At 61.6% G+C, this 26,296-nt stretch carries 26 protein-coding genes and 5 tRNA genes; 3 read left to right on the top strand and 28 right to left on the bottom strand.

Features of this window, described 5'->3' with window-relative positions:
• The first annotated feature begins 14 nt into the window (after positions 1-14).
• The 3 genes from GJ699_RS25040 (at position 15) to GJ699_RS25030 (ending at position 3,246) form a co-directional block, all read left to right on the top strand.
• A complete protein-coding gene (locus GJ699_RS25040; protein ID WP_154381472.1) occupies positions 15-503 on the top strand; it encodes a MarR family winged helix-turn-helix transcriptional regulator in 489 nt (162 codons plus the stop codon).
• Between the two features lie 242 nt (positions 504-745).
• Positions 746-1,786, top strand: a complete 1,041-nt coding sequence (locus tag GJ699_RS25035) for a nucleoside hydrolase (protein WP_154381470.1) — start codon at positions 746-748, stop codon at positions 1,784-1,786.
• Entirely contained in the window at positions 1,783-3,246 is a 1,464-nt protein-coding gene (locus GJ699_RS25030) for an alpha-N-arabinofuranosidase (protein ID WP_154381468.1), read from the top strand. The genes GJ699_RS25035 and GJ699_RS25030 overlap by 4 nt, the downstream gene beginning before the upstream one ends.
• Before the next feature lie 54 nt (positions 3,247-3,300).
• On the opposite strand, the gene GJ699_RS25025 is transcribed toward GJ699_RS25030, so the two are convergent.
• The 28 genes from GJ699_RS25025 to fabG form a co-directional block, all read right to left on the bottom strand.
• Positions 3,301-3,376 (bottom strand) — tRNA-Gly (locus GJ699_RS25025).
• Positions 3,377-3,387: 11 nt separating this feature from the next.
• A tRNA-Cys gene (locus tag GJ699_RS25020) sits at positions 3,388-3,461 on the bottom strand.
• A gap of 51 nt (positions 3,462-3,512) precedes the next feature.
• Positions 3,513-3,588, bottom strand: a tRNA-Gly gene (locus tag GJ699_RS25015).
• A 47-nt stretch (positions 3,589-3,635) separates the two neighbouring features.
• A tRNA-Gly gene (locus tag GJ699_RS25010) sits at positions 3,636-3,711 on the bottom strand.
• A 71-nt stretch (positions 3,712-3,782) separates the two neighbouring features.
• A tRNA-Gly gene (locus GJ699_RS25005) sits at positions 3,783-3,858 on the bottom strand.
• A gap of 86 nt (positions 3,859-3,944) precedes the next feature.
• Positions 3,945-4,526, bottom strand: coding sequence for a CDP-diacylglycerol--glycerol-3-phosphate 3-phosphatidyltransferase (gene pgsA / locus GJ699_RS25000; protein ID WP_154381466.1), 582 nt, complete (start codon positions 4,524-4,526; stop codon positions 3,945-3,947).
• A 61-nt stretch (positions 4,527-4,587) separates the two neighbouring features.
• Positions 4,588-5,922, bottom strand: coding sequence for a sensor histidine kinase (locus tag GJ699_RS24995; RefSeq protein ID WP_154381464.1), 1,335 nt, complete (start codon positions 5,920-5,922; stop codon positions 4,588-4,590).
• Positions 5,915-6,592 carry a response regulator transcription factor gene (locus GJ699_RS24990; protein WP_154381462.1) on the bottom strand — a complete coding sequence of 226 codons (678 nt, stop codon included), beginning with the start codon at positions 6,590-6,592 and terminating at the stop codon, positions 5,915-5,917. The genes GJ699_RS24995 and GJ699_RS24990 overlap by 8 nt, the downstream gene beginning before the upstream one ends.
• Before the next feature lie 51 nt (positions 6,593-6,643).
• Positions 6,644-8,056, bottom strand: a complete 1,413-nt coding sequence (locus GJ699_RS24985; protein ID WP_154381460.1) for an efflux transporter outer membrane subunit — start codon at positions 8,054-8,056, stop codon at positions 6,644-6,646.
• Complete coding sequence (locus tag GJ699_RS24980; protein ID WP_154381458.1) at positions 8,053-10,002, bottom strand: MacB family efflux pump subunit; 1,950 nt, start codon at positions 10,000-10,002, stop codon at positions 8,053-8,055. Before GJ699_RS24980 ends, GJ699_RS24985 begins: the two co-directional genes overlap by 4 nt.
• Positions 10,003-10,014: 12 nt before the next feature.
• Positions 10,015-11,205, bottom strand: coding sequence for an efflux RND transporter periplasmic adaptor subunit (locus tag GJ699_RS24975; RefSeq protein WP_371867662.1), 1,191 nt, complete (start codon positions 11,203-11,205; stop codon positions 10,015-10,017).
• Between the two features lie 186 nt (positions 11,206-11,391).
• Entirely contained in the window at positions 11,392-13,251 is a 1,860-nt protein-coding gene (gene uvrC / locus GJ699_RS24970) for an excinuclease ABC subunit UvrC (RefSeq protein WP_154381454.1), read from the bottom strand.
• 3 nt (positions 13,252-13,254) lie between these two features.
• Entirely contained in the window at positions 13,255-13,653 is a 399-nt protein-coding gene (acpS, locus tag GJ699_RS24965) for a holo-ACP synthase (RefSeq protein WP_154381452.1), read from the bottom strand.
• Positions 13,653-14,414 carry a pyridoxine 5'-phosphate synthase gene (pdxJ, locus tag GJ699_RS24960; RefSeq protein WP_154381450.1) on the bottom strand — a complete coding sequence of 254 codons (762 nt, stop codon included), beginning with the start codon at positions 14,412-14,414 and terminating at the stop codon, positions 13,653-13,655. The genes acpS and pdxJ overlap by 1 nt, the downstream gene beginning before the upstream one ends.
• Before the next feature lie 10 nt (positions 14,415-14,424).
• Positions 14,425-15,267, bottom strand: coding sequence for a DNA repair protein RecO (gene recO / locus GJ699_RS24955; protein ID WP_154381448.1), 843 nt, complete (start codon positions 15,265-15,267; stop codon positions 14,425-14,427).
• Positions 15,268-15,279: 12 nt separating this feature from the next.
• Positions 15,280-16,185 carry a GTPase Era gene (gene era, locus GJ699_RS24950; protein ID WP_154381446.1) on the bottom strand — a complete coding sequence of 302 codons (906 nt, stop codon included), beginning with the start codon at positions 16,183-16,185 and terminating at the stop codon, positions 15,280-15,282.
• 11 nt (positions 16,186-16,196) lie between these two features.
• Complete coding sequence (rnc, locus tag GJ699_RS24945; RefSeq protein ID WP_154381444.1) at positions 16,197-16,985, bottom strand: ribonuclease III; 789 nt, start codon at positions 16,983-16,985, stop codon at positions 16,197-16,199.
• Between the two features lie 9 nt (positions 16,986-16,994).
• Complete coding sequence (locus GJ699_RS24940; protein ID WP_154381442.1) at positions 16,995-17,372, bottom strand: DUF4845 domain-containing protein; 378 nt, start codon at positions 17,370-17,372, stop codon at positions 16,995-16,997.
• A gap of 12 nt (positions 17,373-17,384) precedes the next feature.
• Entirely contained in the window at positions 17,385-18,302 is a 918-nt protein-coding gene (gene lepB, locus GJ699_RS24935) for a signal peptidase I (protein ID WP_154381440.1), read from the bottom strand.
• Positions 18,299-20,092, bottom strand: a complete 1,794-nt coding sequence (gene lepA, locus GJ699_RS24930; RefSeq protein ID WP_154381438.1) for a translation elongation factor 4 — start codon at positions 20,090-20,092, stop codon at positions 18,299-18,301. Before lepA ends, lepB begins: the two co-directional genes overlap by 4 nt.
• A gap of 194 nt (positions 20,093-20,286) precedes the next feature.
• The gene (locus tag GJ699_RS24925) at positions 20,287-20,535 is read right to left on the bottom strand and encodes a glutaredoxin family protein (RefSeq protein ID WP_154381436.1); all 249 of its coding nucleotides are present in this window, start codon (positions 20,533-20,535) and stop codon (positions 20,287-20,289) included.
• A gap of 71 nt (positions 20,536-20,606) precedes the next feature.
• The gene (locus GJ699_RS24920; RefSeq protein WP_371867660.1) at positions 20,607-22,100 is read right to left on the bottom strand and encodes a DegQ family serine endoprotease; all 1,494 of its coding nucleotides are present in this window, start codon (positions 22,098-22,100) and stop codon (positions 20,607-20,609) included.
• Between the two features lie 134 nt (positions 22,101-22,234).
• The gene (locus tag GJ699_RS24915; protein WP_154381434.1) at positions 22,235-22,519 is read right to left on the bottom strand and encodes a sigma-E factor negative regulatory protein; all 285 of its coding nucleotides are present in this window, start codon (positions 22,517-22,519) and stop codon (positions 22,235-22,237) included.
• Between the two features lie 72 nt (positions 22,520-22,591).
• On the bottom strand, positions 22,592-23,242 hold the full coding sequence (rpoE, locus tag GJ699_RS24910; protein WP_154381432.1) for an RNA polymerase sigma factor RpoE: 651 nt from the start codon (positions 23,240-23,242) through the stop codon (positions 22,592-22,594).
• Between the two features lie 31 nt (positions 23,243-23,273).
• The gene (locus GJ699_RS24905) at positions 23,274-23,699 is read right to left on the bottom strand and encodes a protein YgfX (RefSeq protein ID WP_154381430.1); all 426 of its coding nucleotides are present in this window, start codon (positions 23,697-23,699) and stop codon (positions 23,274-23,276) included.
• Between the two features lie 155 nt (positions 23,700-23,854).
• Entirely contained in the window at positions 23,855-25,096 is a 1,242-nt protein-coding gene (gene fabF, locus GJ699_RS24900; protein ID WP_154381428.1) for a beta-ketoacyl-ACP synthase II, read from the bottom strand.
• 30 nt (positions 25,097-25,126) lie between these two features.
• Positions 25,127-25,366, bottom strand: coding sequence for an acyl carrier protein (acpP, locus tag GJ699_RS24895; RefSeq protein WP_055936274.1), 240 nt, complete (start codon positions 25,364-25,366; stop codon positions 25,127-25,129).
• A gap of 143 nt (positions 25,367-25,509) precedes the next feature.
• A complete protein-coding gene (fabG, locus tag GJ699_RS24890; RefSeq protein ID WP_154381426.1) occupies positions 25,510-26,256 on the bottom strand; it encodes a 3-oxoacyl-ACP reductase FabG in 747 nt (248 codons plus the stop codon).
• Between the last annotated feature and the right edge of the window lie 40 nt (positions 26,257-26,296).

The following is a 26,296-nucleotide window of genomic DNA, read 5'->3' as shown; positions in this document are numbered from 1 at the left end:
ATGTCGATTTCCCGATGGCTCGCCCCAAAACCGCCACACTCGCGACGGCCGTTCAAGCAGCGGCCGATCAGCCCTTGGACCAGAGCCTGCTGCTTAGCCTTGTAGGGTATAACTGTCGACGCGCTTATCTGACGATCATGCCGCATTTTGAAGAGCGCATGAGCAAACTGGCGTTGCGGGCAGTCGACTTCTCGGTATTGAGCATCCTGAAAGCCAATCCGAATATCACACAAAAGCGGCTGTCGCATGCAGTCTCCGTCTCCGCGCCCAACCTGGCGATTCTGCTCGACAAGCTAGAGCAACGCGGCCTGGTTCTGCGTCAGCGCAATCCACTCGACAAACGGTCCCAGACTTTGGTACTGACCAGCGAAGGGCTGAAACTCTGCGCGAAGGCCGAAACCACCGTCGCGAACCTGGAGCAGCACGCGACAGCGATGCTGACCGAAAATGAGCGCCAAAAGCTCCTGCAGCTATTGCAAAAGATTTTCGTTGAAGGTAACTGACCTGCCCCAGCGTTCAGCCGAATTCTTCAAGCCGCACCTCCTTGCACACGAACAAGTACTGCAAGACGCCCGGGCCACCGGTGCGTGATTAGACCGTCCAATACCACCTATCGTGAATTAAGAGTTCTATTCGGACAGTGCACGTCCCATACTTTCTGGCAATTTAATCAATGCAATAAAAGCCGGCACAAGGTGGCAAAGACCATCGTTCTTCCTCACTGATTTAATGGAGACTCATCAGTATGACCGATCACATCAATCGTCGACACTTCATCGGCGCGACAGTCGCATTCGCCGCAGCCCTTGCGACAGGTGCCAACACCGCATCTGCCGCCAACCGGAAACTGTCTCGGGTAATTATCGATAATGACTTCAGCGGCGACCCGGATGGTTTGTTCCAGTTGGCCCACCATGTGCTTTGTCCTTCGCTGGACATTCCACTCATCATCGGCTCGCATCTTCCAGCACAATTCGGCAGCGGGCACGATGCCGCCGATGCCGCATCCAAAGCGCGCGAACTGCTCAAGACCATGCGGCTTGACGACACGCGGCACATCATCGCCGGGGCGGAGTCGCCGATCAAGGCCCGCTCGTCATGGCAGCCGAGCGCTGCCTCGGCTGCGATCGTACGGGAGGCCATGCGCAGCGATACAGATTTGCCGCTGATTTATGCCGCCGGTGCGGGACTGACCGAGCTGGCGCTGGCCTGGCTACAGGAACCGCGGATAGGTCGTCGCATTCGCCTGATCTGGATCGGCGGCAGCGAACATCCGGAATCGATCTATCCGCCGCTTGGGCAAAAGGAAGTGGAATTCAACTTCATGATCGATCCCGTCGCGGCCAAAATCATCTTTAACGAATCCGACATCGAGATCTGGCAAGTTCCGCGCGATGTCTACCGTCAGATGCTGTTTTCGAATGCCGAACTGGATGATTTGGCGGAGCGAGAATCGCTGATGAAGTATCTGAAGGGCCAAATACAGGAAGCGATTGAAAAATTAGCCAAGATTCCAGGACTGCCGCCGATCACCGAGACCGAGACCTATGTGCTGGGTGACAGTCCATTGGTTACGCTGACCGCATTGGTACCGCCGTTTCAGCCCGATCCATCGTCTTGCCGCTACGTGTTGAAGCCCGCCCCCACCCTGCTCGATGATGGCACATATAAGGCAAATGCCTCTGGACGCCCGATGCGTGTCTACACCTACATTGATGCGGAGCTGACCTTCAGGGACATGCTCGTCAAGTTCAAGCGGGCTGCCGCTTCCCGTCCGGCTGCTTGATTTTTCTAAATGCTAAAAGAGGAACGCATGGTGTCGAAGCATGGGTCGGGCCGGATTCGCCGATTCCCAATGTGCGCGGGATCAGGTCTGATGTTGTCGCGGCGTTAAAACAGCTGCAGGTGCCGAATGTCCGCTGGCCTGGAGGCTGTTACGCCGATAACTATCACTGGCGCGAAGGCATAGGGCCAGCGCGGCGTGAACGCGTCAACGTCAACTGGGGCGGCAGCATCGAGCCTAACACTTTCGGCACCCACGAGTTCATGGACTTTGTCGAGCAGATCGGGAGCGAGGCGTACCTGACGCTCAACGTCGGCTCGGGCACCGTCCAGGAAGCGTCCGACTGGCTTGAATACATGACGACCGATAAGCCGACGGCACTGGGACAGGAGCGACGGGCCAACGGCCACGCTGCGCCCTGGCGCATCAAGTATCTGGGTATCGGCAATGAGAGCTGGGGCTGCGGTGGAGGAATGAGCGCTGACGCGTATGTCGAACGAATGAAAAGCTTTGCGACGCTGGCGCAGAATGTGCATCCTGAACAATTCGGTAATCCGATGAAGATCAACCCCAACGATTCGCAGCGCATTGCGGTGGGCCAGGGGCTAGGCGAGACGGCATATACAAGCGCGTTGATGAAAGCCTGGCAGAGCCGGAAATTTCCGCAGTTCTGGCAGATGAACGGGATCTCTTTGCATCATTACAGCTGGATCGGACGCATGCCGATGGCCGACTCTTCCACGGATTTCGGTGCGAACGAGTATGCGCGTCTGATCAAGCGGGCTTACCTGATGGACGCGATGATCGTCGAGCATGATGCCATCATGAACCAGTATGATCCCGAGAAAAAGGTTGCGATCGTGGTCGACGAATGGGGCGCCTGGCTCAAGCCCGAGCCAGGGCGCAACCCGCTCTTTTTAAGGCAGCAAAATACCCTGCGCGACGCCATCATGGCCTCGATCACGCTGAATACATTTGCACGCCATGCTGAGCGTGTCCGGATGAGTAATATCGCGCAGATGATCAACGTGATCCAGGCGATGATACTCACCGACGGCCCCAAAATGGTACTCACCCCGACTTACCATGTCTATAAAATGTACCTGCCCTTCCACGACGCCCAGGTCATTCCGCTGAAGATCGACGCCGGGGTGTACCGTGAGGGCGAGGTTGACATACCACGTATCGATGCAATTTCGGCGAAGGCAAAAGATGGTTCGATCTGGGTCGCGCTGACAAATCTGGACCCGGCCGCAGCGCAGCGCATTGCCCTGGACGTCAAAGGCATGCCAGTGGCGTCGGCGACAGGACAGCAACTCACCGCGCCCAAGGTCAATAGCTTCAATACGTTTGACAGCCCCGATACCGTACATCCACAAAATGTACAGATCAAGGGACAGGGGCAAACCATCACGCTCACGGTGCCGCCTAAATCGGTTACTGTTTTGCGCCTGACCCAATAAGTCCGAGTTCCAATGCAAAAAGGGCCGCCCGCTTGGGCTGCCCTTCTTCAATACTGGAGCGGGAGAAGAGTCTCGAACTCTCGACCTCAACCTTGGCAAGGTTGCGCTCTACCAACTGAGCTACTCCCGCTTAGGAGCTTTTGGAGGCGAGGACGGGAGTCGAACCCGTCTAGACGGCTTTGCAGGCCGCTGCATAACCGCTTTGCTACCTCGCCTGAGGTAAATCTACCAAGATAACAGCTGGTTACGCGCTGCAATCCAAATTCTGGAGCGGGAGAAGAGTCTCGAACTCTCGACCTCAACCTTGGCAAGGTTGCGCTCTACCAACTGAGCTACTCCCGCATGGAGTGTTACTAATTTTACTGAGCCAATCAGTTCCACAAGGAAACTGGAGCGGGAGAAGAGTCTCGAACTCTCGACCTCAACCTTGGCAAGGTTGCGCTCTACCAACTGAGCTACTCCCGCATTTCGAGTCCAGCATCTTAGCAGATGACTGCTGTTTTTGCTAGTACTACTTGTTTTTGATCACTTCGATTTGGAGCGGGAGAAGAGTCTCGAACTCTCGACCTCAACCTTGGCAAGGTTGCGCTCTACCAACTGAGCTACTCCCGCTTTGCTTCGTCGTCATCAACAACAGGCCAGCATTATAGAGGTTCTACGGCGCCTGTCAATGCTGAATGAAAATATTGTTTATACGGTTAGATTTGACCCGATTTTTCCTTGATCAGCGGCCACGCCAGACGCAGGTAGTAGAACATCGACCACACCGTCAGCACCGCCGCCACTTCCAGCAGGCGCGCGCCCCAGAACTGGGTATCGATCGCGCCCCACAGCACGTCATGGAACAGCAGCGCGGGAATCGCCATCATCTGCGCCGTGGTCTTGATCTTGCCCAGCGAACTGACCGCCACCGACTTCGAGGCGCCGATTTGCGCCATCCACTCGCGCAGCGCCGAGATCGCGATCTCGCGGCCGATGATGATGAAGGACATGACGGCGTTGGCGCGGTCCAGCTGCACCAGCACCAGCAAGGCGCCGGCGACCATCAGCTTGTCCGCGACCGGATCGAGGAAGGCGCCGAAGGCCGAGGTCTGGTTCCAGCGGCGCGCCAGGAAGCCGTCAAACCAGTCGGTCACCGCCGCGACGATGAACACCATGGTCGCCGCCAGATTCTGCTCCGCCACCGGCAACATCGTCGTGGGCAGATAGTAGACGCCCACTACCAGCGGGATCAGCGCAACGCGCAACCAGGTCAACAGAATCGGTATATTGAAGGGCATAGCAAATTTATAATGCGGCGTTGAAATTTTATAATGCGCCGCTAGTCTACCCTGTCCGCGCTCAGGGTGCCAGCACCGGCAGACGGATCTGAAAACAGGCGCCGCCGCCCTGCACCGCCGTCACCACCACCGTGCCATGATGGAGGTCGACGATCTCGCGCACCAGATGCAGTCCCAGCCCAGTGCCCTGGTCGCTGGGACGGATGCGGTAGAACGGTTCGAAGATGCGTTCACGCTCGGTTTCGGCCACGCCAGGACCTTGATCGCGCACGCTCAGCGTGCCGTCGGCGCTGACGTCGATCGAGATGGTGCCCTTGCCACCGCCATGCGCGATCGCGTTCTGCACCAGGTTGATCAGCGCGCGGCCCAGCGACAGCGCGTCGCCGGCCGCATGCACCGGGCCTTGGCCGCCATTGAATTCGATCTCGTAGCCGGCGCTCAGCACCAGCGGCGCCATGTCGGACGTGACCTGGTGCGCCAGCGCGTCCAGGTCCACCGGCTGCATATCGGTCAGCTTGCGGCCCAGGCGCTGCAGGTCCAGCAGCGCTTCGGCCAGATTCGACAGCCGTGCCACGTCGGCTTGCAGGCGGGTGCGCGCCGGGCCGGATACCAGCACCCCGATGCGCGCTTCCAGAATCGCGATCGGCGCCCGCAACTCGTGCGCTGCGCCGGCCAGGAAGCGGTCGCGCGCTTCGTAGCCTTCGCTCATGCGGGTCAGCGCTTCGTTGACGGCGCGGACCAACGGATAGATTTCGGCCGGCAGCCCCTCCTCACTCAGGCGCGCGTCGCGCTGGCGGATGTTGATGGCTTCCGCCTGTTTGGCGGCGCGCGCCACGCCGGCCAGCGCGCGCCAGGTCAGCCACGGAATCACGCACAGCGTCACCAGCACGGTCGGCAGCATCTGGTGCAGGCCGAACATGCGCAGCATGCCGCCGAAGATGGCCCACGGCCCGGTTTCGGTGACGCCGCCCATCAACACATGCAGACGGCCGAACGGCGCGTCGCGCAGTATCACGCGTGAGGTCAGTGTAGCGGGGTCGCGATTGGCGCGGATGTCGGACGGGCCGAGCGACGGCAGCACCGCCGCCAGCCCTTGATACAGCGCGGGCACCTGTCCTACCCGCAGCTGGCGGCCGGATTCGTCAGAGGCCACCAGCCAAAGCGCAGGATGGCTGGCCAGCGTGCCGGCCTGCGTGGCGGGCAGCACCAGCCGGCCGTCTGCGTCCAGCGTGATGGCGTCGGTGATCTGCCTGGACAGGCGTTCGTCGACGAAGCCGACCGCATCACGGCCGATGCCAAACGCGGCCACGCCCAGCAGCAGCACAAACACCACCACCTGAAACGCGATCAGGCTGGCGGTCAGCTTGAAGACCAGCGAGGCGCGGCGCTTAGTCATCGTTGGCCCGCATCAGATAGCCAACGCCGCGGATGACGTGGATCGACACGCCGGCGTTCACCGCCTCCAGCTGGCGGCGCAGCTTGGAGATGTGCGCATCCAGCGCGTTGGACTGGATGTTGTCTTCGAAGCCGTAGACACGTTCGCTAAGCCACTCGCGCACCACGGTGCGGCCGGCGCGCAGGCAGAGCGCTTCCAGCACCAGCAGTTGGCGGCGCGGCAGCGCCACCGGTTCGTTGTCCACCCGCGCCTCGCGCGCGCTGAAGTCGAAGGTCATGCGGCCCACCACCACGGTAGGGATGGAGGCCAGCGCAGGCCGGCGGCCGATGGCGCGGATGCGGGCGATCAGCTCTTCCACCGCGAACGGCTTGGCCAGGTAATCGTCGGCCCCCAGGTCCAGCCCTTGCACGCGCTGGGCCACGCCGCCCATGCCGGTCAACAGGATGACCGGCACGTCCGGCAGGATGCTGCGCGCGGTGGGGATCAGGCGGATGCCATCGCCGTCCGGCAGTTGACGGTCCAGCAGCAGCAAGTCGTGCACACGCTGCTGCAGCGCCGTCTCGGCGCCGGCGATCGAACCTACGCAGTCGGCCAGCATGCCCTGGGCCTCCAGCGCCTGCCGTATCACCGAGGCCATTTCCGGCTCGTCTTCCACCACCAAAATCCGCATACCCCCCTGCCTGCTCATTGTTGAATAAGCCAGCAAAATAGCATATCCCGGTCAGGAGCCGCCCAAAGCCAGGATCAGCGTCACGTCGTTATTGACCTGATCGCGCAACACCTGGGCCAGCGCCAGCTCGGAGGCGCGCAGCGTTTGCTGGGCGTCGAGCCAGATACGCAGCGCCACATTGCCTTCGCGGTAGCGCACTTCGTACATGCGCGCCACCTCCTGCGCAGCCAGGTAGGAACGCTGTCGTGCCGCCGCCTGTTCCTGCAGGCGCGTGCGCGCGGACAGCGCGTTGTCGACATCCTGCAGGGCCGTGTACAGCGTGGTGCGGAAGGTGCTGGCGGCCTGCTGATATTCGGCACCGGCGTACTCGGTGTTGAGACGGACCTTTTCCACGTTCAGGAATGGCAGGTCCAGCCCCGCGCCCAGCGTCGCCGCCGGATTGCGCAGCACGTCGCTCAGGGCGGTGCCGCCACCGCCCACGGCGCCGGTCAGCGTCAGCGCCGGGTAGTAGCTACGTGCGGTGGCGTCGATGTTGGCCAACGAGCCACGCAGACGGCGTTCAGCCGCGCGCAGGTCGGGACGGCGCGCCAGCAGTTCGGCCGGGATGCCGGCGCGGACCGGTAGCGTGGTCACCTGGATCACCGATTGCGGCTCGTCCGCCAGCGGCAACGGATGGCCGTCCAACAGCACGGTCAGCGCGTTGCGGGTTTCCACCCGCTGTTGCAGCAGCGCGCTTTGCGCGGCGCGCTGGGTTTCCAGCGTTTGCTGCGCTTCGCCCAGCTCCAGACGCGAGACGTCGCCTTCCTTGTACTGCACTTCCACCAGCTTCAGCGTGCGCTCCAGCGAGGCCAGATCCTTGTCGCCGGCGGCGATGGACTGGTTCAGGTAAGCTAGCGTCCAGTAATCGCGGCAGACGTCGCCCACCAGCGATTGCGCGGTGGCTTGCAGATCGTCGGCCGAGGCCAATGCCTGCCACGACTTGACGTCGCGCGCGGCGCGCAAGCGCCCCCACAGGTCCACCTCCCAGCTCAGGCCCACGCTGCTGGCGGAGCTGCGCGTGGTGCCGTCGCTGTGGTTGATGCTACGGCTGGCGCTCGCGCTGAGCGAGCCGCTGGCCTGCGGATACAGGTCGTTCTCGGCCAGCCCGGCCTGCAGACGCGCCTGACGCAGCGCGAAGCCGGCGGCGGCCAGGTTGCTGTTGGCGTCCAGCGCCTGCAGCACCAGTTGATTCAGCCTGGCGTCGCCAAAGCCCTGCCACCACGGATCGTTGCGGACATCGCTGCCACGATTGGCGTCCAGCGCCGGCAGCTTTTGTTCGGCGGCGGCTGGCGTCTCGCCCCAGCCAAAGGCTGAAGGTACGGCTGGCGTTGGCGTCTTCGCGGCATAGTCGCCGGACGAGGCGCAGCCGCCCAACGCCAGCGATACCGCCAGCGCCAGAGTCGAAATACGGAAGTTTGTAATCATTCGCGAACCAATGCCTCCACGGGATCAAGTTGTGCGGCGTTGCGCGCCGGCAGATAGCCAAATACGATGCCGATCAGGCTGGAACAGGTAAAGGCGACGATGATGGAGGTCAGCGAGAACACCAGCGTGAAGATGCCGGTCGATTCCAGCACCCAGCCCAGGCCCAGCGCCAGCAGCACACCGAGCGTGCCGCCGAGCAGGCAGACCAGCACCGACTCGATCAGGAACTGCTGCATGATGTCGCTGCGCCGCGCGCCCACCGCCATGCGCACGCCGATTTCGCGGGTACGCTCGGTCACCGACACCAGCATGATGTTCATCACGCCGATACCGCCCACCACCAGCGCGATGGCGGCGATGGAGCCGATCATCAGCGTCATGGTGCGCGTGGTCTGCTCGATGGTCTCGCGGATCTGCGCGCTGTTATTCAGGTAGAAGTCCTGCATGCCGTGACGCAGTTTGAGCAGGCGGCTGATGGCCTGTTCGGCGGCGCTCATCGGCGTGGCGTCAGCCACCCGCACGGTGATGCTCGACACGTACGCCTGGCCCAGCATGCGCGCCATCGCGGTGGTGTATGGCACCCACACGTTCAGCGAGGAGTTATCGCCAAAGCCGCTGGTCTGCTTCTTGGTCACCGCCACCACGCGCGCCGGCACATTCCCCAGCAGGATGATCTGGCCGACCGGATCGGCCTTGTCGCCAAAGAAGGTCTTGCGTGTGTTCTCATCGATCACCACCACCTGCTGCAAGCCCTCCACGCTGGTCTGGTCGAAGAAGCGCCCTCGCGCCAGCTTCAGTCCCTTGACGCGGAAGTATTGCTCGCCCACGCCGGCCACGCTGGCCGTGGCCATCTTGTCGCGGTACATGGCGGTTACCGAGGTCGATACGCTAGGCGTCGCGCTGTCCACATAGCTTTGGCTGGCCAACGCCAGGGCGTCGGTGGCTTTCAGTGTCTGTACCCGCGCTGAACGCAGGTCGCCAAAGCCGGAGCCGGGATAGATCTCGATGGTGTTGGTGCCCAGCGAGGCGATATCGGTCAGGATCTTCTTCTGCGCGCCCGCGCCCAGCGCCACCACCGACACCACCGAAGCGATGCCGATGATAATGCCGAGCATAGTCAGAAAGGTACGCAGCCGGTGCGAATTCATCGCCAGCAGCGCCATGCGGAAGGCTTCCGCAAAGCGGTCGCGCGCGGCCAGCAGGCTGCTGCCTTTGGCGCGCGGCGGCGGCTGATAAGCGCGCGCCGCCGGGTCTTCCTCGGCGTTGCGGCGGTCGGCCACGATGCGGCCGTCGTGAATCTCGATGATGCGGCGCGCGTGCGCGGCTACCGCCATGTCGTGCGTGACGATCACGATGGTGTGACCTTCGGCATTCAACTCGCCGAGGATCTTCATCACTTCTTCGCCGGAGCGGCTATCCAGCGCGCCGGTCGGCTCGTCGGCCAGGATCACGGCACCGCCGTTCATCAGCGCGCGCGCAATCGACACGCGCTGCTGCTGGCCACCGGACAGCTGGCCCGGACGGTGCGTGGTGCGGTCGGCCAGGCCGAGTCGCGCCAGCAGTTCGCGCGAGCGCTGATGGCGCGCCCCGCCCGGCAGGCCGGCATACACCGCCGGCACTTCAACGTTGCCGGTGGCGCTCAGGTCACCCAGCAGATGGTAGCGCTGGAAGATGAAGCCGAAGTGTTCGCGCCGCAGCGCGGCCAGTTCGTCCGGTTCCAGCTGGCCGGTTTCGCGGCCGGCCACACGGTAGCTACCGGCCGAGGGCCGGTCCAGGCAACCGAGGATGTTCATCAGCGTCGATTTACCGGAGCCGGACTGGCCGACAATCGCCACCATTTCGCCGGCCTGGATGTCGAGGTTGACGTCATCCAGCACCACCACGGTGCCTTCACCTGATGGGAACTCGCGCCGCAGTCCTTGCAGGCGCAGCAGAGGTTGGTTCATGAGACAGTCCCCTTACATCGGCGGCGGACCGCCGGGGCCTGGGCCACGGTTCTGCGTCGTCGTCACTTTGGTGGTATCGGCCTCGCCCACGACCACTTTTTCGCCTTCACGCAGGCCGCTCTTGACCTCGGCCATGGCTTGGTTATCCAGACCGACCGTCACTTTGCGCGGCTGCGGACGGCCTTCGGGACCGGCCACCTGCACGGTGTAGCTGCCATCCTTGGCACGCTCGCCCAGCGCGGCGGACGGCACCAGCAGCACGCCCTTGGCGCGGCCCAGCACAATGCTGACCTGTGCCGTCATGTAGGTGCGCAGCACGCCATCGGCGTTGTCGATGTCGAACAAACCGTTGTAGTACATGGCGGTCTTGGTCGAGGTGGTGGTCGAGGTGCTGGATGAGGTGCTGCTGGAATCCTCGTTGGTCACCGATTCCGGCGCCGGCGCGATGTCGCGCAGCTTGCTGTTGTAGCGACGCTCATGGTTGCCGAGGATGGTGAAGAACACTTCCTGGCCGACGTTGGTGCGCACCACGTCCGCTTCCGAAATCTGCGCGTACACCGTCATGGTCGACAGGTTGCCCAGCATGACGATGGTCGGCGCGCTCTGCACCGCGTTGACGTTCTGGCCCTGCTTGGCGACCACCGCCAGCACCGTGCCATCGATCGGCGCGGTGATGCGGGTGTAACCCAGGTTGGTTTCGGCGGTGGCGACTTCGGTCTGGTGCTGGGCGATTTCCGCTTCCAGCGCGGCGATCTGCGCGCGCGTGTTCTCGACGTTGGCGCGGGCTTCTTCGTAATCGGAACGCGAGGTGGCTTCGGCCGCCAGCATGCGCTCCTGGCGCGCCAGCGTCAGCTCATAACGCTTCTGCGTGGCCACCTGGGCGTCGCGGCTGGCGCGGGCGCTGCGCAACGTGGCGCGCGCGCTTTCCAGGGAATTCATTTGGGTGCGCGAATCGATTTCGGCGATCAGATCACCGGCTTTGACTTTGTCGCCCAGTTTGACGTACAGCTTTTCAATCCGGCCGGAAGCCTGCGCGCCGACACTGACCAGGCGCGATGGTTTGAGGATGCCGGTGGCTTCCACGGTCTGTTCGATGTCGCCACGATTGACGGCGGACAGCACCAGTTGCGGCATTGGCGGCGGTTTGAACCACTGGTACAGGATGAGGGCAAGAATGAGAAGAACTGCGATGGCAGCGAACACCAAGCGTCGCCGCGATTTGACTGGAGCCGAATTCACTGGGCGGGCTCCCATGCAAAATTGATCATGAACGTTTTACTCCTGGAGGAATGAGGCGCGTACAAATTCGCGCGGCCTCATTCTGCCCAAGAAGGATTGCCGCAACATTGCGTCCGGCGTTAAACCAGGTAAGGATGTCCTGGTTAAAGGTTAATGCAACTGTTTGTAGATCTCTTCCGCCAGCGCGCTGGAGATGCCTTCAACCTGTTTCAGGTCTTCGACGCTGGCGTCCATCACGCCACGCAGGCCGCCGAAGCGGGCCAGCAGGCGCTGGCGGCGCTTGGCACCGATGCCTTCGATTTCCTCCAGACGCGAAGTCTGGCGCGTCTTGGCGCGCTTGGCACGCATGCCGGTGATGGCGAAACGGTGCGCTTCGTCACGGATCTGCGCCACCAGCATCAGCGCCGCCGATTCCTTGCCCAGCTCCTGCGATGCCCTGCCGTCGACGAACATCAGCGTCTCCAGGCCGACGCGGCGGCCCTCGCCTTTGGCCACGCCGACGATCAGGCTGATATCCAGTCCCAGCTCGGAGAACACCTGGCGCGCCATTTCAATCTGGCCCTTGCCGCCGTCGATCAGCACCACGTCCGGCATCACGCCGTCGCCATTGGCCACTTTCTCGTAGCGGCGATACAGCACCTGGCGCATGGCGGCGTAATCGTCGCCTGGTGTGATGTCGTTGATGTTGTAGCGGCGGTATTCGCCGTTCTGCATCTGGTGGTGATGGAACACCACGCACGAAGCCTGCGTGGCCTCGCCCTGCGTGTGCGAGATGTCGAAGCACTCGACGCGCAGCGCGTCGATATCGTCCACCTCCAGCTGCAAGGCGTCCACCAGCGCGCGCGTGCGCGATTGCTGCGAGCCCTGTTCGGACAGCAGCCGTGCCAGCGAGATCTCGGCTCCCTTCTGCGCCAGCTCCAGCCATTTGCGGCGCTGGTCCTGCGGCTGGAAGATCAGGTTGATGCGGTGGCCGCACTGTTCCTGCAAGGCCTGGATCAGCGCCGGATGATCGAACTCGATATTCAGGATCAGCGTGCCGGGGATGAATTTGTCGGCATAGTGCTGCGCCAGGAAAGCGGCCAGCACTTCGAATTCGATCGACTCCTCGGCGATCGCCTCGGCATCGCTGACATGGGTCGGGAAGTAGGCGCGGTCGCCCAAGTGGCGGCCGCCGCGCACCATGGCCAGGTTGACGCAGGCTCGCCCGCCCTGCACCAGCACAGCGATGATGTCGACGTCGGCGTCGCCGGTGGTTTCCATGCTTTGCTGGTGCAGCACGCGCGATAGCGACTGGATCTGATTGCGCACCGATGCCGCCTGCTCGAATTTGAGGTCGGCGGCGTAGGCGTGCATTTTCTGTTCGAGGTCGGCCAGCACTTCGGACTGACGGCCGCGCAGGAAGCGCGCGGCGTTTTCCACATCCAGCTTGTAGTCGTCCTTGCTGATCAGGTCCACGCACGGCGCGCTGCAGCGGCCGATCTGGTGCAGCAGGCAAGGACGCGTGCGGTTGGCGTAGACGCTCTCCTCGCAGGTGCGGATCTGGAATACCTTCTGCAGGATCTGCATCGACTCCTTCACCGCCCACGAGCTGGGGAAAGGTCCGAAGTACTGGTTCTTCTTGTCGACCGCGCCACGATAGTAGACCATGCGCGGGGCGTCGCCGCCGGTGATCTTCAGGTAGGGGTAGGATTTGTCGTCGCGGAACAGGATGTTGTAGCGCGGGCTGAGTGCCTTGATCAGGTTATTCTCAAGGATCAGCGCTTCCGCCTCGCTGTGCGTGACGGTGGTTTCCAGCCGCGCAATGCGCTCGACCATCATGGCGATGCGCGGGCTGCTCAGGTTTTTCTGGAAGTAGCTCGACACACGCTTTTTCAGGTCGCGCGCCTTGCCGACATAGAGGACTTTGTCCTCTGCGTCGAAATAGCGGTACACGCCCGGCAGGTTGGGCAGCTTGGCAACGGTGGCGAGGACCAGCTCGCGCGGGTCCGGCTTGGCTTCCAGATCAGTCATTACTCAGTCTCTTGCTTGCTCGACGATGACGAAGGCGACGGCGTATTCCGCTTCGTCGCTGACCGTCACCTGCACCGACAGCTTATTCTTTTCCATGAACTCCTGCAGCACGCCGCTGCAGACGATCATCGGCTTGCCGCTCGGGTGATTCAGCATCTGCGCGGCGGGCCAGGTCATCGGCATGCGGATACCGAGGCCAATGGCTTTGGCGAAGGCTTCCTTGGCGGCGAACCGCGTCGCCACGAAGCGGATGCCGCGCACCGGGTTCTTGGCCTTGCGCGCCAGGTACTTCTCAAACTCCTGCGGACCGAGGATCTTTTTCGCGAAGCGGTCGCCATGGCGCGCCAGCGCTTCCTCGATGCGCGGGATTTTGCAGATGTCGGTGCCTATCCCGTAAATCATTACTTGCCCCGGCCCAGGCGCGTCGAGACCATGATGGCCTTCATCTCGCGCACGGCGTTTTCCCAGCCGACGAACACCGAATGCGCGACGATGGCGTGGCCGATGTTCAGTTCCGCGATTTCCGGAATGGCGGCAATCGCCTGTACGTTGGTGTAGTGCAGACCGTGGCCGGCGTTGACCTTCAGCCCTTTGCCCACGCCATACAGCACGCCACGGTGGATGCGTTCCAGTTCGGCCGCCTGCTCGGCGTCTTCGGTGTCGGCGTAGCGGCCGGTATGCAGTTCGATCACCGGCGCGCCGATGGCGGCGGTGGCGTCCATCTGCGCTTCTTCGGCGTCGATGAACAGCGAAACGCGGATGCCTTCCGCCTGCAACTGCTTCACCGCGCGTTCGACTGCGGCGTAATTGCCGACCACATCGAGGCCGCCTTCGGTGGTGACTTCGGTGCGTTTTTCAGGCACCAGGCAAACGTCGGCCGGCTTGATCTTGCAGGCAAAGTCGATCATCTCCTGGGTGACGGCGGCTTCCAGATTCATGCGGGTCAGCAGTTGCGGCGCCATGGCGATGACGTCGGCGTCCTTGATGTGGCGGCGGTCTTCGCGCAGGTGCAGCGTGATACAGTCGGCGCCAGCCTGCTCGGCCAGCAGCGCGGCGCGGATCGGGTCCGGGTATTTGGTGCCGCGCGCGTTGCGCAAGGTGGCGACGTGGTCGATGTTCACGCCAAGGTCAATGATGGTGCCGGATGGTTGCAGGAAGCTCATTCTGTTCTCGTTATAACTGGGACAAATCAATCAATATTTGACGGGTGTTCAACGGCGCGCCGTTCAGGTGGTGCGCGACCAGGAAGCGCATCAGCTGCTTGCTTTGGGCTTGCGTGGCGGCGTCTTCGTAATTTTCGCATTCCATGTCGAGCAAGGTTTTGCCGGCCACGCGCGGCCACGGATCGGAGGCGCGCTCGGGACGCGGGCCGCGTTCGGGGTCGACCACGTAAAGCAGGTCGGCCTGCACGCGGGTGCGGGTTTCGATGCAGCGGGTCAGGTCGGCGGCCACGCCTGTCTCTTTAAGTAAGGCCCGTTCGAATTTTCTCAAGACGATGGGAGCCGGTTCGTTGTGCGCCAGCTGATTCAGCGTGGAGACGTAGTGGTCGAACAGCGCCGGGTGGGCGTCGTCGCGCGCCAGCAGTTTGACCAGCAGTTCGTTCAGGTAGAAGCCGCACAGCAGCGCGGTTTTCTCCAGCGGCAGCATGCCGCCTACCCATTCGGCGTCGGTCAGGGTGCGCAGTTCGGATTTGCCGACCCAGCTGCTGCTCAGCGGCTGGAAGGTTTGCAGCACGCCGCGCAGCTGTGAGTGCGGGCGTTTGGCGCCTTTGGCGATCAAGGCCACGCGGCCGAAGTCACGCGTGAACAGGTCGATAATCAGGCTGGTTTCTTTGTAGGGATAGCTGTGCAGGACGAAGGCCGGCTGGCCCGCGACCTTGGTGCCGACGGTGCGCTCGCGGCTCGGTGCGCGTGGGCGTTTCGGCGCGGCCGGCATAGGTGCGGCCGGCGCGGGCACGCCAGCGTCCACCGGCGCCGCTAGCGGTGCCTCAAGGGTGGCGTCTGGCGTGGTGGACATGCTGGTGATGGATTACTCGTAGCCGTAAGCGCGCAGGCCCGCTTCGTTGTCGGCCCAGCCGGATTTCACTTTGACCCAGATCTCCAGGTACACCGGGCCGCCGAACAGTTTTTCCATGTCCAGGCGGGCCTGGGTGGACACCTCTTTCAAGCGCGCGCCCTTGTTCCCGATGATCATGGACTTGTGCGTGTCGCGTTCGACCAGGATGGCGGCGAAGACGCGACGAAGATCGCCCTCCTGCTCGAACTTCTCGATCAGCACCGTGCTGGTGTACGGCAGCTCGTCACCGACGAAGCGGAACAGCTTCTCACGCACGATTTCCGACGCCATGAACTTCTCGCTGCGGTCGGTGATGTCGTCCGGGCCAAAGATCGCCTCGTTCTCGGGCAGGAAGTGCTTCAGTTCCTTCTCCAGCCCTTCCAGCTGGAAGCGCAGCTTGGCCGATACCGGCACGATGGCGGCAAAGTTGAACTTGGACGCGACCTGCTGCGCAAACGGCATCAGCGCCGCCTTGTCCTTGACGCGATCGGCCTTGTTGATCACCAGGATCACCGGCACTTCGGTCGGCAGCAGATCCAGCACCTGCTGGTCGGCCGGGCCGAAGGTGCCGGCTTCGATCACGAACAGAATCAGGTCCGACGAGATCAGCGTGTTGGTGACGGTCTTGTTCAGATTCTTGTTCAGCGCATTAGCGTGACGGGTCTGGAAGCCCGGCGTATCGACATAAATGAACTGCGCGTCGTCATAGGTCTGGATGCCGGTGATGCGGTGGCGCGTGGTCTGCGCCTTGCGCGAGGTGATGCTGACCTTGGCGCCGATCAGCGTATTCATCAGCGTCGACTTGCCCACGTTGGGGCGGCCCACAATAGCGATGTAGCCGCAACGGTAGTTGCTGGCGGAGGTCATTTCGGTCGTCATGGTGTTCTCTTTTATTTGTTGGCGGCTTTGGCCGCCGGCGCCGGCTGGTCTTGCACGGTGGCGATGCCGGCCAGTTTCATCTGCGCGGCGCGCGGTTTGGATTTGCGCGCGGCCGACGGTGCTTTCTGCACCGCCTGTTCGGCTGCGGCCAGCGCCAGCTTGGCGGCCGCTTGTTCGCCGGCACGGCGGCTGCCGCCGCGGCCAAACACCTGGATGCCCAGCTTGGGCACCAGGCATTCAATCTCGAACTCCTGGCTGTGCGCGGCGCCATGAGTGGCGATCACGTTATACAGCGGCAGCGAGATTTTTTTCGCTTGCAGGAATTCCTGCAGCAGGGTCTTGGCATCCTTGCCCAGCGTTTGCGGGTCGACCGAGTCCAGGATTGGAATGTAGAACGAGCGGATCACATCGCGCGCTTGGTTGAAACCACCGTCGAGGTAAATCGCGCCCAGCAGCGCTTCCAGCGTGTCGGCCAGAATCGATGGACGGCGGAAGCCGCCCGATTTCAGTTCGCCCTCGCCCAGACGCAGGAACTGCGACAGCTCCAGCTTCTGTGCGATTTCGTACAGCGACTGCTGCTTGACCAGGTTGGCGCGCAGGCGCGACAGGTCGCCCTCGTTGATGTCCAGATAGCGATCGTACAGAATCGACGCCACCACGCAGTTGAGGATGGAGTCGCCAAGGAATTCCAGCCGTTCGTTATGCACACTGCTATGGCTACGGTGCGTCAGGGCCTGCTGTAAAAGACCAGCATCCTGGAACGTGTAGCCTAAACGAGTTTGCAATAACTGGAGATTCATCGTGGTTCTTTATTCTGTTTTCGCGGGTTGGGCGCCGCCCTTGGCGGTGGTGCCTTCATATTCAAGCAGCAGACTGGCCGGTCCGACCAGCGGGATTTTCTTTTCGTAGGCGAAGCTGATTTCAGTTTCGCCATTCACTTTGTCGATAATCAGGTCGCGGCTGTTAATCGAGCTGATGTAACCGGCAACTGCGCTGGCGTCGAACGACTTCTGGATCTCGATCACCGAACCATGGCCATTGCTCTTGGCGGTGACGATGGCGTTCTGGATCGCGCGGTACTCGGTATAGGTCGGCACGATCTTCAGGCCCAGCACCAGCACAAAGCCGACCACGGCCAATACAAAGATCAAGCCTACCAGCGAAATACCTTGCTGCCGTTTATGCATCTTAGTCCCTTTTTAATGGATACCGCCGATACGACGCAGATTACCCAAATTCATCCAAACAAAAAATGCCTTACCGACAATATTTTGATCCGGAACGAAGCCCCAGTAGCGGCTATCCAGACTATTGTCGCGGTTATCGCCCATCATGAAATAGTTGCCAGCTGGCACAACGCAGGTGAAACCATCGGAGCGGTAGCTGCAGTTCTCGCTGTGCGGGAACGGATACACACCTTCGCGGCGATAGGTCGACTGGGTCTCGTCATTCAGGATGCGATGGCTGACGCCAGTCAGGTTTTCCTCGTACTGCTTGTTGTACACCAGCTTTTCGTCATTCAGGTAATCGTCCAGCGCTGTGTACTTCACTTCCACGCCATTGACGGTTAAGCGCTTGTTTTCATAGGTGATTTTATCACCTGGCACACCAACCACGCGCTTGATGTAGTCCTGGCTCATATCCATAGGATATTTGAACACCATCACGTCGCCGCGCTGCGGATCGTTGATCTGGATCACTTTCTTGTTAATCACCGGCAGACGGATGCCGTAGGTGAACTTGTTCACCAGGATCAAGTCACCCACCAGCAGGGTCGGCACCATCGACGACGATGGAATCTTGAACGGCTCGTACAGGAAAGAACGCAGCACGAACACCAGCGCGATCACCGGGAAGAAGCTGCCCGAATACTCGATCCAGGTCGGCTGGCGCAGCAGATCGGCTTCGATCTGGGCACGCTTGCCCTGGTTGTCCAGCTTGATGCCGTCGGCGGTGGCCTTGGCGGCGCGGGCGTCGTATTCGGCCAGCGCGCGGTTGGCGGCGGCGCGACGCTGCTTGGCCAGGTAAAACACGTCCAGACACCAGATCACGCCGGTGATCACCATCAGGACGAACAGGATCAGGGCGAAGTTACCGAGGATGACTTGCAGGTTCATTTCTCTTCCACTTGTAAGATGGCCAGGAACGCTTCTTGTGGAATTTCCACCGAGCCCACTTGCTTCATGCGTTTTTTACCGGCTTTTTGCTTCTCTAACAGTTTCTTCTTGCGGCTGACGTCACCGCCGTAGCACTTGGCCAGCACGTTCTTGCGCAGCGCCTTCACGTTTTCACGCGAAATCACGTTGACGCCAATCGCGGCCTGAATCGCCACATCGAACATCTGGCGCGGAATCAGCTCGCGCATTTTCGCCGCCACCTGACGGCCGCGATAGGCCGAGTTGGAACGATGAACGATGATGGCCAGCGCGTCGACCTTGTCGCCGTTGATCAGCATGTCGACCTTGACCACGTCGGCCGGACGGTATTCCTTGAACTCGTAGTCCATCGAGGCGTAGCCGCGCGAGGTGGACTTCAGCTTGTCGAAGAAGTCCAGCACGATCTCGCCCATCGGCATTTCGTAGATCAGCTTGACCTGACGGCCGTGGTAGCTCATGTCCATCTGCACGCCACGCTTGGCGATACACAGCGTGATCACCGAGCCGACGTACTCTTGCGGCATGTACAGGTTGACCGTGACGATAGGTTCGCGGATTTCGTTGTACTTGGTGGTTTCCGGCATGCGCGATGGATTGTCCACCTTGATGACGGAGCCGTCGCGCATCTCGACCTCGTACACCACGGTCGGCGCGGTGGTGATCAGATCCTGGTCGAATTCGCGCTCCAGGCGTTCCTGCACGATTTCCATGTGCAGCAGGCCCAGGAAGCCGCAGCGGAAGCCGAAGCCCAGCGCCTGCGACACTTCCGGCTCGTACATCAGCGCGGCATCGTTCAGTTTCAGCTTTTCCAGCGCGTCGCGCAGCGAGTCGTACTGGTTGGCCTCGACCGGGAACAGACCGGCGAACACCTGTGGCTGCACTTCCTTGAAGCCCGGCAGCGGCGCTGGCGCACCATTCAACGCGTGGGTGATGGTGTCACCGACTTTTGCCGCTTTCAGTTCCTTGATGCCGGCGATGACGAAACCCACCTGGCCAGCCGACAGCTGCGGCAGCGAGAACGAACGCGGCGAGAACACGCCGACGTCTTCGGTCAGCTGCACCGAATCGGTCGCCATCAGCTTGATTTTTTCTTTTGGTTTCAGGGTGCCGTTGACCACGCGCACCAGCATCACCACGCCAACGTAGGCGTCATACCACGAGTCGACGATCAGCGCCTGCAGCGGCGCGTTAGGGTCGCCCTTTGGCGGCGGTACTTTGGCGATGATCGATTCCAGCACGTCTTCCACGCCCAGGCCGGTTTTGGCCGAGCAGTGCACGGCGTCGCCGGCTTCGATGCCGATCACGTCTTCGATTTCCTTGATGGCGGTCGGCGGATCGGCGTTCGGCAAGTCGATCTTGTTCAGCACCGGCACCACTTCCACGCCCAGATCCAGCGCGGTGTAGCAGTTGGCCACGGTCTGCGCTTCCACGCCCTGCGAGGCGTCAACCACCAGCAGCGCGCCTTCGCAGGCCGACAGCGAGCGCGACACTTCATACGAGAAGTCGACGTGACCCGGGGTATCGATCAGGTTCAGGTTGTAGATCTGGCCATCGCGGGCCTTGTATTGCAGGGCGGCGGTTTGCGCTTTGATCGTAATGCCGCGTTCGCGCTCCAGATCCATCGAATCAAGCACTTGCGCTTCCATCTCGCGTTCGGACAAGCCGCCGCACAGCTGGATGATGCGGTCGGCCAGCGTCGATTTGCCGTGGTCGATGTGGGCGATGATGGAGAAATTGCGTATGTTGTTCATTAACAAATATTCAAAAACGGGTTTGACACGACGGGGCGCACGCAGCATTCACATCCTGCGCGCAATACAAAAAAAGCGCTCCGAGCCGGGCATAGTTGCCTGGCGAGCGCCTTGAAGACATATCCTATACCCCGGCATTTTACCGGATTTCAGAGTGGAAAGCCCGACTTATACAGCGGAGAATGCAGTTTTGCCTAGTTTTGCAGCAGTTCGCGCACTTTGGCTTCATCCAGGAAGTAGTGGCACAGCTCGGGCTGCGCCAGATCGGCGAACAGAACCGGCACCAGTTCGTCGTAACGGGCCAGCAAGTCGGGGTCGCCGGCCAGGTCGATGTCGATCACGTCCACGCTGAACGGCTGCTGTGGCGTTTGCAGCCGCAGTAGCGCGTCCAGCATTTCGTGGCATAAATGACAATAAGCGCGTGAGTAAAGTGTAAATTGCATCAGGGAGGGGCGCCTCATGCTGAGCAAGCGTTCTATGGGCTCCGGCTTTCGCCGGAGCGACGGCCGGCCGTTTACTTGGCGGTGGCCGGCAGCGAGATGAAGCGGGTGGTGTCGTCACGACGCACCAGCAGCACCGAACGCTTCTTCGGATCCAGCTTGGCCACAGCCGCGTTGAACTGCTTGGCATCCTTGATCTCGATGTTATTCAGTTGCAGCAGCACGTCGCCCTCGTCCAGCCCGGCACTCTCGGACACGCCATCGACATCGGTTACCACCACGCCGCCGCTGACGCCCAGCTCTTTCTTCTGGTCGGCAGTCAGGTCTTCCACCTTCAGACCCAGCGCGTTGGCCTTGGCCGGCTCCGCCGGCTCGGCCTTGCCGCCCTTGCCTTTGGCGCCCTTGGCGGCCTTGTCGTTGTCCAGCTCCACCACCGTCACCGGCAGCGTCAGCTCGGCGCCCTTGCGCCACACGGTCACGGTCGCTTTCGAGTTCAGCTCGGTATCGCCCACCAGACGCGGCAGATCGCTGGAGCGGTTGACCGCCTTGCCGTTGAATTTCAGGATGATGTCACCCGCCTTGACGCCAGCCTTGTCGGCAGGACCGCCCGGCTCCACCAGCGACACCTCGGCGCCCTGCGCCGACTTCAGGCCCAGCGTCTCCGCCACTTCTTTGCTGACTTCGCCAATCTGCACGCCGATGCGGCCGCGCGCCACCTTGCCGGTTTTCTTCAGCTGCTCCGACACGCGGATCGCTTCGTTGATCGGCACCGCGAACGAAATGCCGTTGGAACCGCCGGACAGCGTGGCGATCTGCGAGTTAATGCCAATCACCTCGCCGCGCATATTGATCAGCGGGCCGCCCGAGTTACCCGGGTTGACCGCCACGTCGGACTGGATCAGCGGCAGGTATTCACCGGTATCGCGCGCCTTGGCCGAGATAATGCCGGCGGTGACGGTGTTTTCCAGGTTGAACGGCGAGCCGATCGCGATCACCCATTCACCGGCGCGGATCTTGTCCGAATCGCCCAAGGTCAGGAACGGCAGCTTGTCGTCATCGATCTTCAGCACCGCGACGTCGGTGCGCGCATCGGCGCCCAGCACCTTGGCCTTGAATTCGCGCTTGTCGGTCAGCGTGACGAACACCTCGTCGGCGCCATCGACCACGTGGGCGTTGGTCATCACATAGCCATCGGCCGACAGGATGAAGCCGGAACCGACGCCGCGATTGACTGGTTCATCGGACGGGGTCTGGCGGCGCGGCGTGCGGCCGTTGGGCGATGGCACATTGCCACCGAAGAAGCGGCGCAGGAATTCCTGCATTTCCTCATCGCCCGGCACGCCCTGGCCGCGCTGGATTTGCTTGGGACGCTCGGTGGTGCGGATATTCACCACGGCCGGACCGACGCGGTCGACCAGGTCGGCAAAGTCCGGCAAGCCGATCACGGCGCCGGTGACCGCCGAGGCGGCGGTTGCGGTGGCGGGCGTCAGCCCCAGCGACATCCATACACTTGCGCCGAGTACCAGCGCGGACAGAGTTTTACGACCAGCAGAGGTGTTATTTTTCATGGACAGTATCGATCTCTATAAAGTTTAGCGCCTTGCCGTCACAGCGATGCGGCATACGCGCGCCATGAGGCTAGCACATGGTACGCGAAATGTCGCTATGCCAAGTGTGCAGGACAATTATAAAGGGGGAATGCTTAGGGCAAAATGATGGCGGACGGTTGATCTTCAAGAGGCAGCGCCGGGGTGGGCACATGCGGCGCTTCGAGCGCCAGGCGCGCCGCCAAGCGGGCGCTGAAACCATCGCTCAGTCCGCCGCCGGGCGTGGCGCGCAGCACGTCGCCACTCAGATGGTAGGCGCGCCAGGCGGCCTGCCCCTCCGGCGTCGCCAGCGCGGCAAAGGCCAGCTCGCGTTCGCCGTCCGGCAATTCACCATCGGCCAGCGCCGAGATGTGTTCGCGCAGTTTTTTTTGGGTATCCATCGCGTATCCCGCCATGTCAAAACCAGTCCGCTCTTTTTCCGAGCGCCAACAATGCTTGCCATCATTCCCGCCTTACCAGCGCTTGTCAACCGGCATGTCCAGCAAAGGCTTCAATTTTTCAGCGATGACTTCGCGGGCGCGGAAAATACGGCTGCGGACGGTGCCGATGGGACAGGCCATGATGTCGGAAATTTCCTCATAGCTCAACCCTTCGATCTCGCGCAACGCAATGGCGGTGCGCAGATCGACCGGCAAGGCATCCATGGCCGCGTTGACGGTCTGGGCTATCTGCTTGCTGGCCAGCATGGACTCCGGCGTGTTGATGTCGCGCAGATGCTCGCCATCGTTAAAGCTTTCGGCCTGCTCCGCATCGGCATCGGTGGAGGTGGGCGTGCGCCGCCCCTGCGTGGCAAGAAAATTCTTGGCGGTATTGATGCCGATGCGGTACAGCCAGGTGTAGAAAGCCGAATCGCCACGGAAATGCCGCAACGCCCGGTATGCCTTGATAAAGGTTTCCTGCACCACGTCCTCCGCCTCGGTAGGGTCGTGCACGATACGCGACAGCAAGCGCATCAGCCGGCGTTGGTACTTCGCCACCAGCAAATCAAACGCCTGCTTGTCGCCGTCACGGACCCGCTCGACCAGCAATTGGTCGCACTCGCGTTCTGTCGTCACTCCTGCTCTTCCTCGGTGGCCTGCAGCACAGCCGATTCGTATAGCCATCAAGCTATAGAGTTAGGCCGCTGCAAGAAGTTCACACTGCCGGCGTGTTTATTTCGGTGCGCGCGACGGCACGGCAGGCCAGCGACAGCGCGCGCCACTGGGCGGGCGCCACGCTGTCCGGCAAGACCAGCACCACTTGCGCACGGCCGGCGTCATCCGCCAGGCGCAACAGCAGCAGGCGCGGCCACAATGTCGAGCCGCCCAGCAAGCGCAATGTGCTGCCGTTGTGCAGGTATACCGCCAGCCGCACGCGGCCGACACCGGATATATCAAGCTGGCGCGCGATAGCGGGCGGGCGTCCGACCAACCAGGCCAGCATGCCCATCACCAGACACAACAGCGGCGCCACCACGCCGGGGCAGACGGCGGCGGACGCCATCACGCAACAGCACAGGCCGGCATGCGCGACGCGCAAGGCCAGCGAGGGGCGAACGATGACGGACACCGCAATCGACATGACGCAGCACCACAAACACGGACCAATAAAATCGGGGGAGATACTTCTTGGAAGCGCCGGCGCAAGGCCGGGCAATTCAGGCGCCGGCGAGTGCCGGCGCCGAATTCTCGCTCACCTTGTTTGGACAGGGCGAGGCGAGAATTGGTTCAAACTTTTTAGACTTTCGCGAACACCAGGCTGCCGTTAGTGCCACCGAAGCCGAACGAGTTTTTCAACGCGTAATCGATCTTCATGTCGCGGGCCACATTGGCGCAGAAGTCCAGGTCGCAGTTCGGATCCTGGTTGAAGATGTTGATGGTCGGCGGCGACACCTGATGGTGCACTGCCAGTACCGTAAACACCGACTCCAGACCGCCCGCGCCACCCAGCAGGTGACCAGTCATCGACTTGGTCGAGTTGACCACCAGCTTCTTCGCATAGTCGCCGAAAGTGCGCTTGATGCCCTGCACTTCCGCCACGTCGCCTTGCGGCGTCGAGGTGCCGTGCGCGTTCACATAGTGGACCTGATCCGGGTTGATGCCGGCGTTGCGCAGGGCGGCTTGCGCCGACTTGCTGCCACCGCTACCATCTTCCAGAGGCGAGGTCATGTGATACGCATCGGCGCTCATGCCAAAGCCCAGCACTTCCGCGTAGATCTTGGCGCCGCGCGCTTTCGCGTGTTCGTACTCTTCGAGCACCATCACGCCGGCACCTTCACCCAGCACGAAGCCGTCACGGTCCGTATCCCATGGGCGGGACGCGGTGGCCGGATCGTCATTGCGCGCGGACAGTGCCTTGGCCGAGGCGAAACCGCCCAGGCCCAGCGGCGACACGGTCGATTCGGCGCCACCGGCCACCATCACGTCGGCATCGCCGTACTCGATCATACGAGCGGCAGCGCCGATGCAGTGCAGGCCGGTGGTGCAAGCCGTAACGATCGACAGGTTAGGACCACGCATGCCGTACTTGATCGACAGGTTGCCCGAGATCATGTTGATGATCGAGGCAGGCACGAAGAACGGCGAGATACGGCGCGGACCGCGCTTATCGTAATCTTCCTTCTGTTCTTCGATCATCGGCAGGCCACCGATACCGGAACCGACCAGCACGCCAATACGATCGGCGTTCTCTTCGGTGACGACCAGGCCAGAGTCGTTAACAGCCTGAATCCCCGCAGCCATGCCGTAATGGATGAACGTATCCATATGGCGGGCTTCCTTGGCCGAGATGTAGTCTTCGATGTTGAAGCCTTTGACTTCGCCGGCAAAGCGGGTACTGAAAGCCGTTGCGTCAAACTTGGTGATGGTGGCAATACCGGATTTGCCCTCGACAGCCGCAGCCCAGGTATCGGCAACGTTATTGCCGATCGGGGTTACGGCGCCCAGGCCGGTAATGACAACACGACGGTTTTTACTCAAGCGATTCTCCTAAAGTCGATCGGGCAGAAATTACGCCTTGACGTGCGCGGTAGCGTAGTCGATCGCTTGCTGCACGGTGGTGATTTTTTCTGCTTGTTCGTCAGGGATTTCCATTTCGAATTCGTCTTCCAGGGCCATCACCAGTTCAACGGTGTCCAGCGAGTCAGCGCCCAGATCGTCAACGAACGACGATTCGGTTTTGATGTCTGCTTCGGCGACGCCCAGTTGTTCAGCGACGATTTTCTTAACGCGTTGTTCGATATCCGACATGTTATGGCTCCAATTGTTTGTTACGGAAAGCGCGCATTTTATCAGGTTTGCGCGCTGAAAAACTAATTTCAGTGTCTGCTGCTAAATATACTGAAATCACTAGTAAAAGATTTGAATCGGCTATTATTTTAAGCCTATTCGCATCAGTTCATATACATACCGCCGTTCACGTGGAGGGTGGTACCGGTAATATAAGCGGCTTGCGGCGATGCCAGGAAGGCGACCGCTGCGGCGATGTCCTCCGGCTTGCCAAGGCGCGCCAGCGGAATCTGGGTCAGCAAGGCGGCGTGCTGATCTTCGCCCAGCGCCTTGGTCATATCAGTATCGATAAAGCCCGGCGCCACGCTGTTGACGGTGATGTTGCGGCTGCCGATTTCACGCGCCAGCGCGCGCGTCATGCCTTCCACGCCGGCTTTCGCGGCAGCGTAGTTGATCTGACCCGGATTGCCGGACGAGGCCACCACCGAGGTGATGTTGATGATGCGGCCGGCCTTGGCCTTCATCATGCCGCGCAGCACGGCGCGCGACAAACGACCAACCGAGCTCAGGTTGGTGGCGATGACGTTATCCCACTCTTCATCCTTCATGCGCATCGCCAGATTGTCCTGGGTGATGCCGGCGTTGTTGACCAGAATGCCAACCGCGCCGTAGGTTTTGCTGATGTCGTCGATGATGGCGGCACAGGCTTCGGCATTGGTGACGTTCAGCACCATGCCCTTGCCCGCTTCCGCGCCGATCTCGGCCAGGTAAGCGGAAATCGCTTCCGCGCCGGCTTCGGTGGTGGCGGTGCCGATCACTTTCGCGCCCTGGCGCGCCAGTTCCTGGGCAATCGCCTTGCCGATGCCGCGCGATGCGCCCGTTACCAGGGCGACTTGATTTGCTAAAGTCATGTAAGTCCTTCTACAGTAAATTCGGAGTGTGCCTGAAACC

Source organism: Duganella guangzhouensis (assembly GCF_009674535.1).
Taxonomy (GTDB): Bacteria; Pseudomonadota; Gammaproteobacteria; order Burkholderiales; family Burkholderiaceae_D; genus Rugamonas; species Rugamonas guangzhouensis.
The sequence above is the reverse complement of the archived record's forward strand: the minus strand, read 5'-3'. Positions and strand labels throughout refer to the sequence as shown.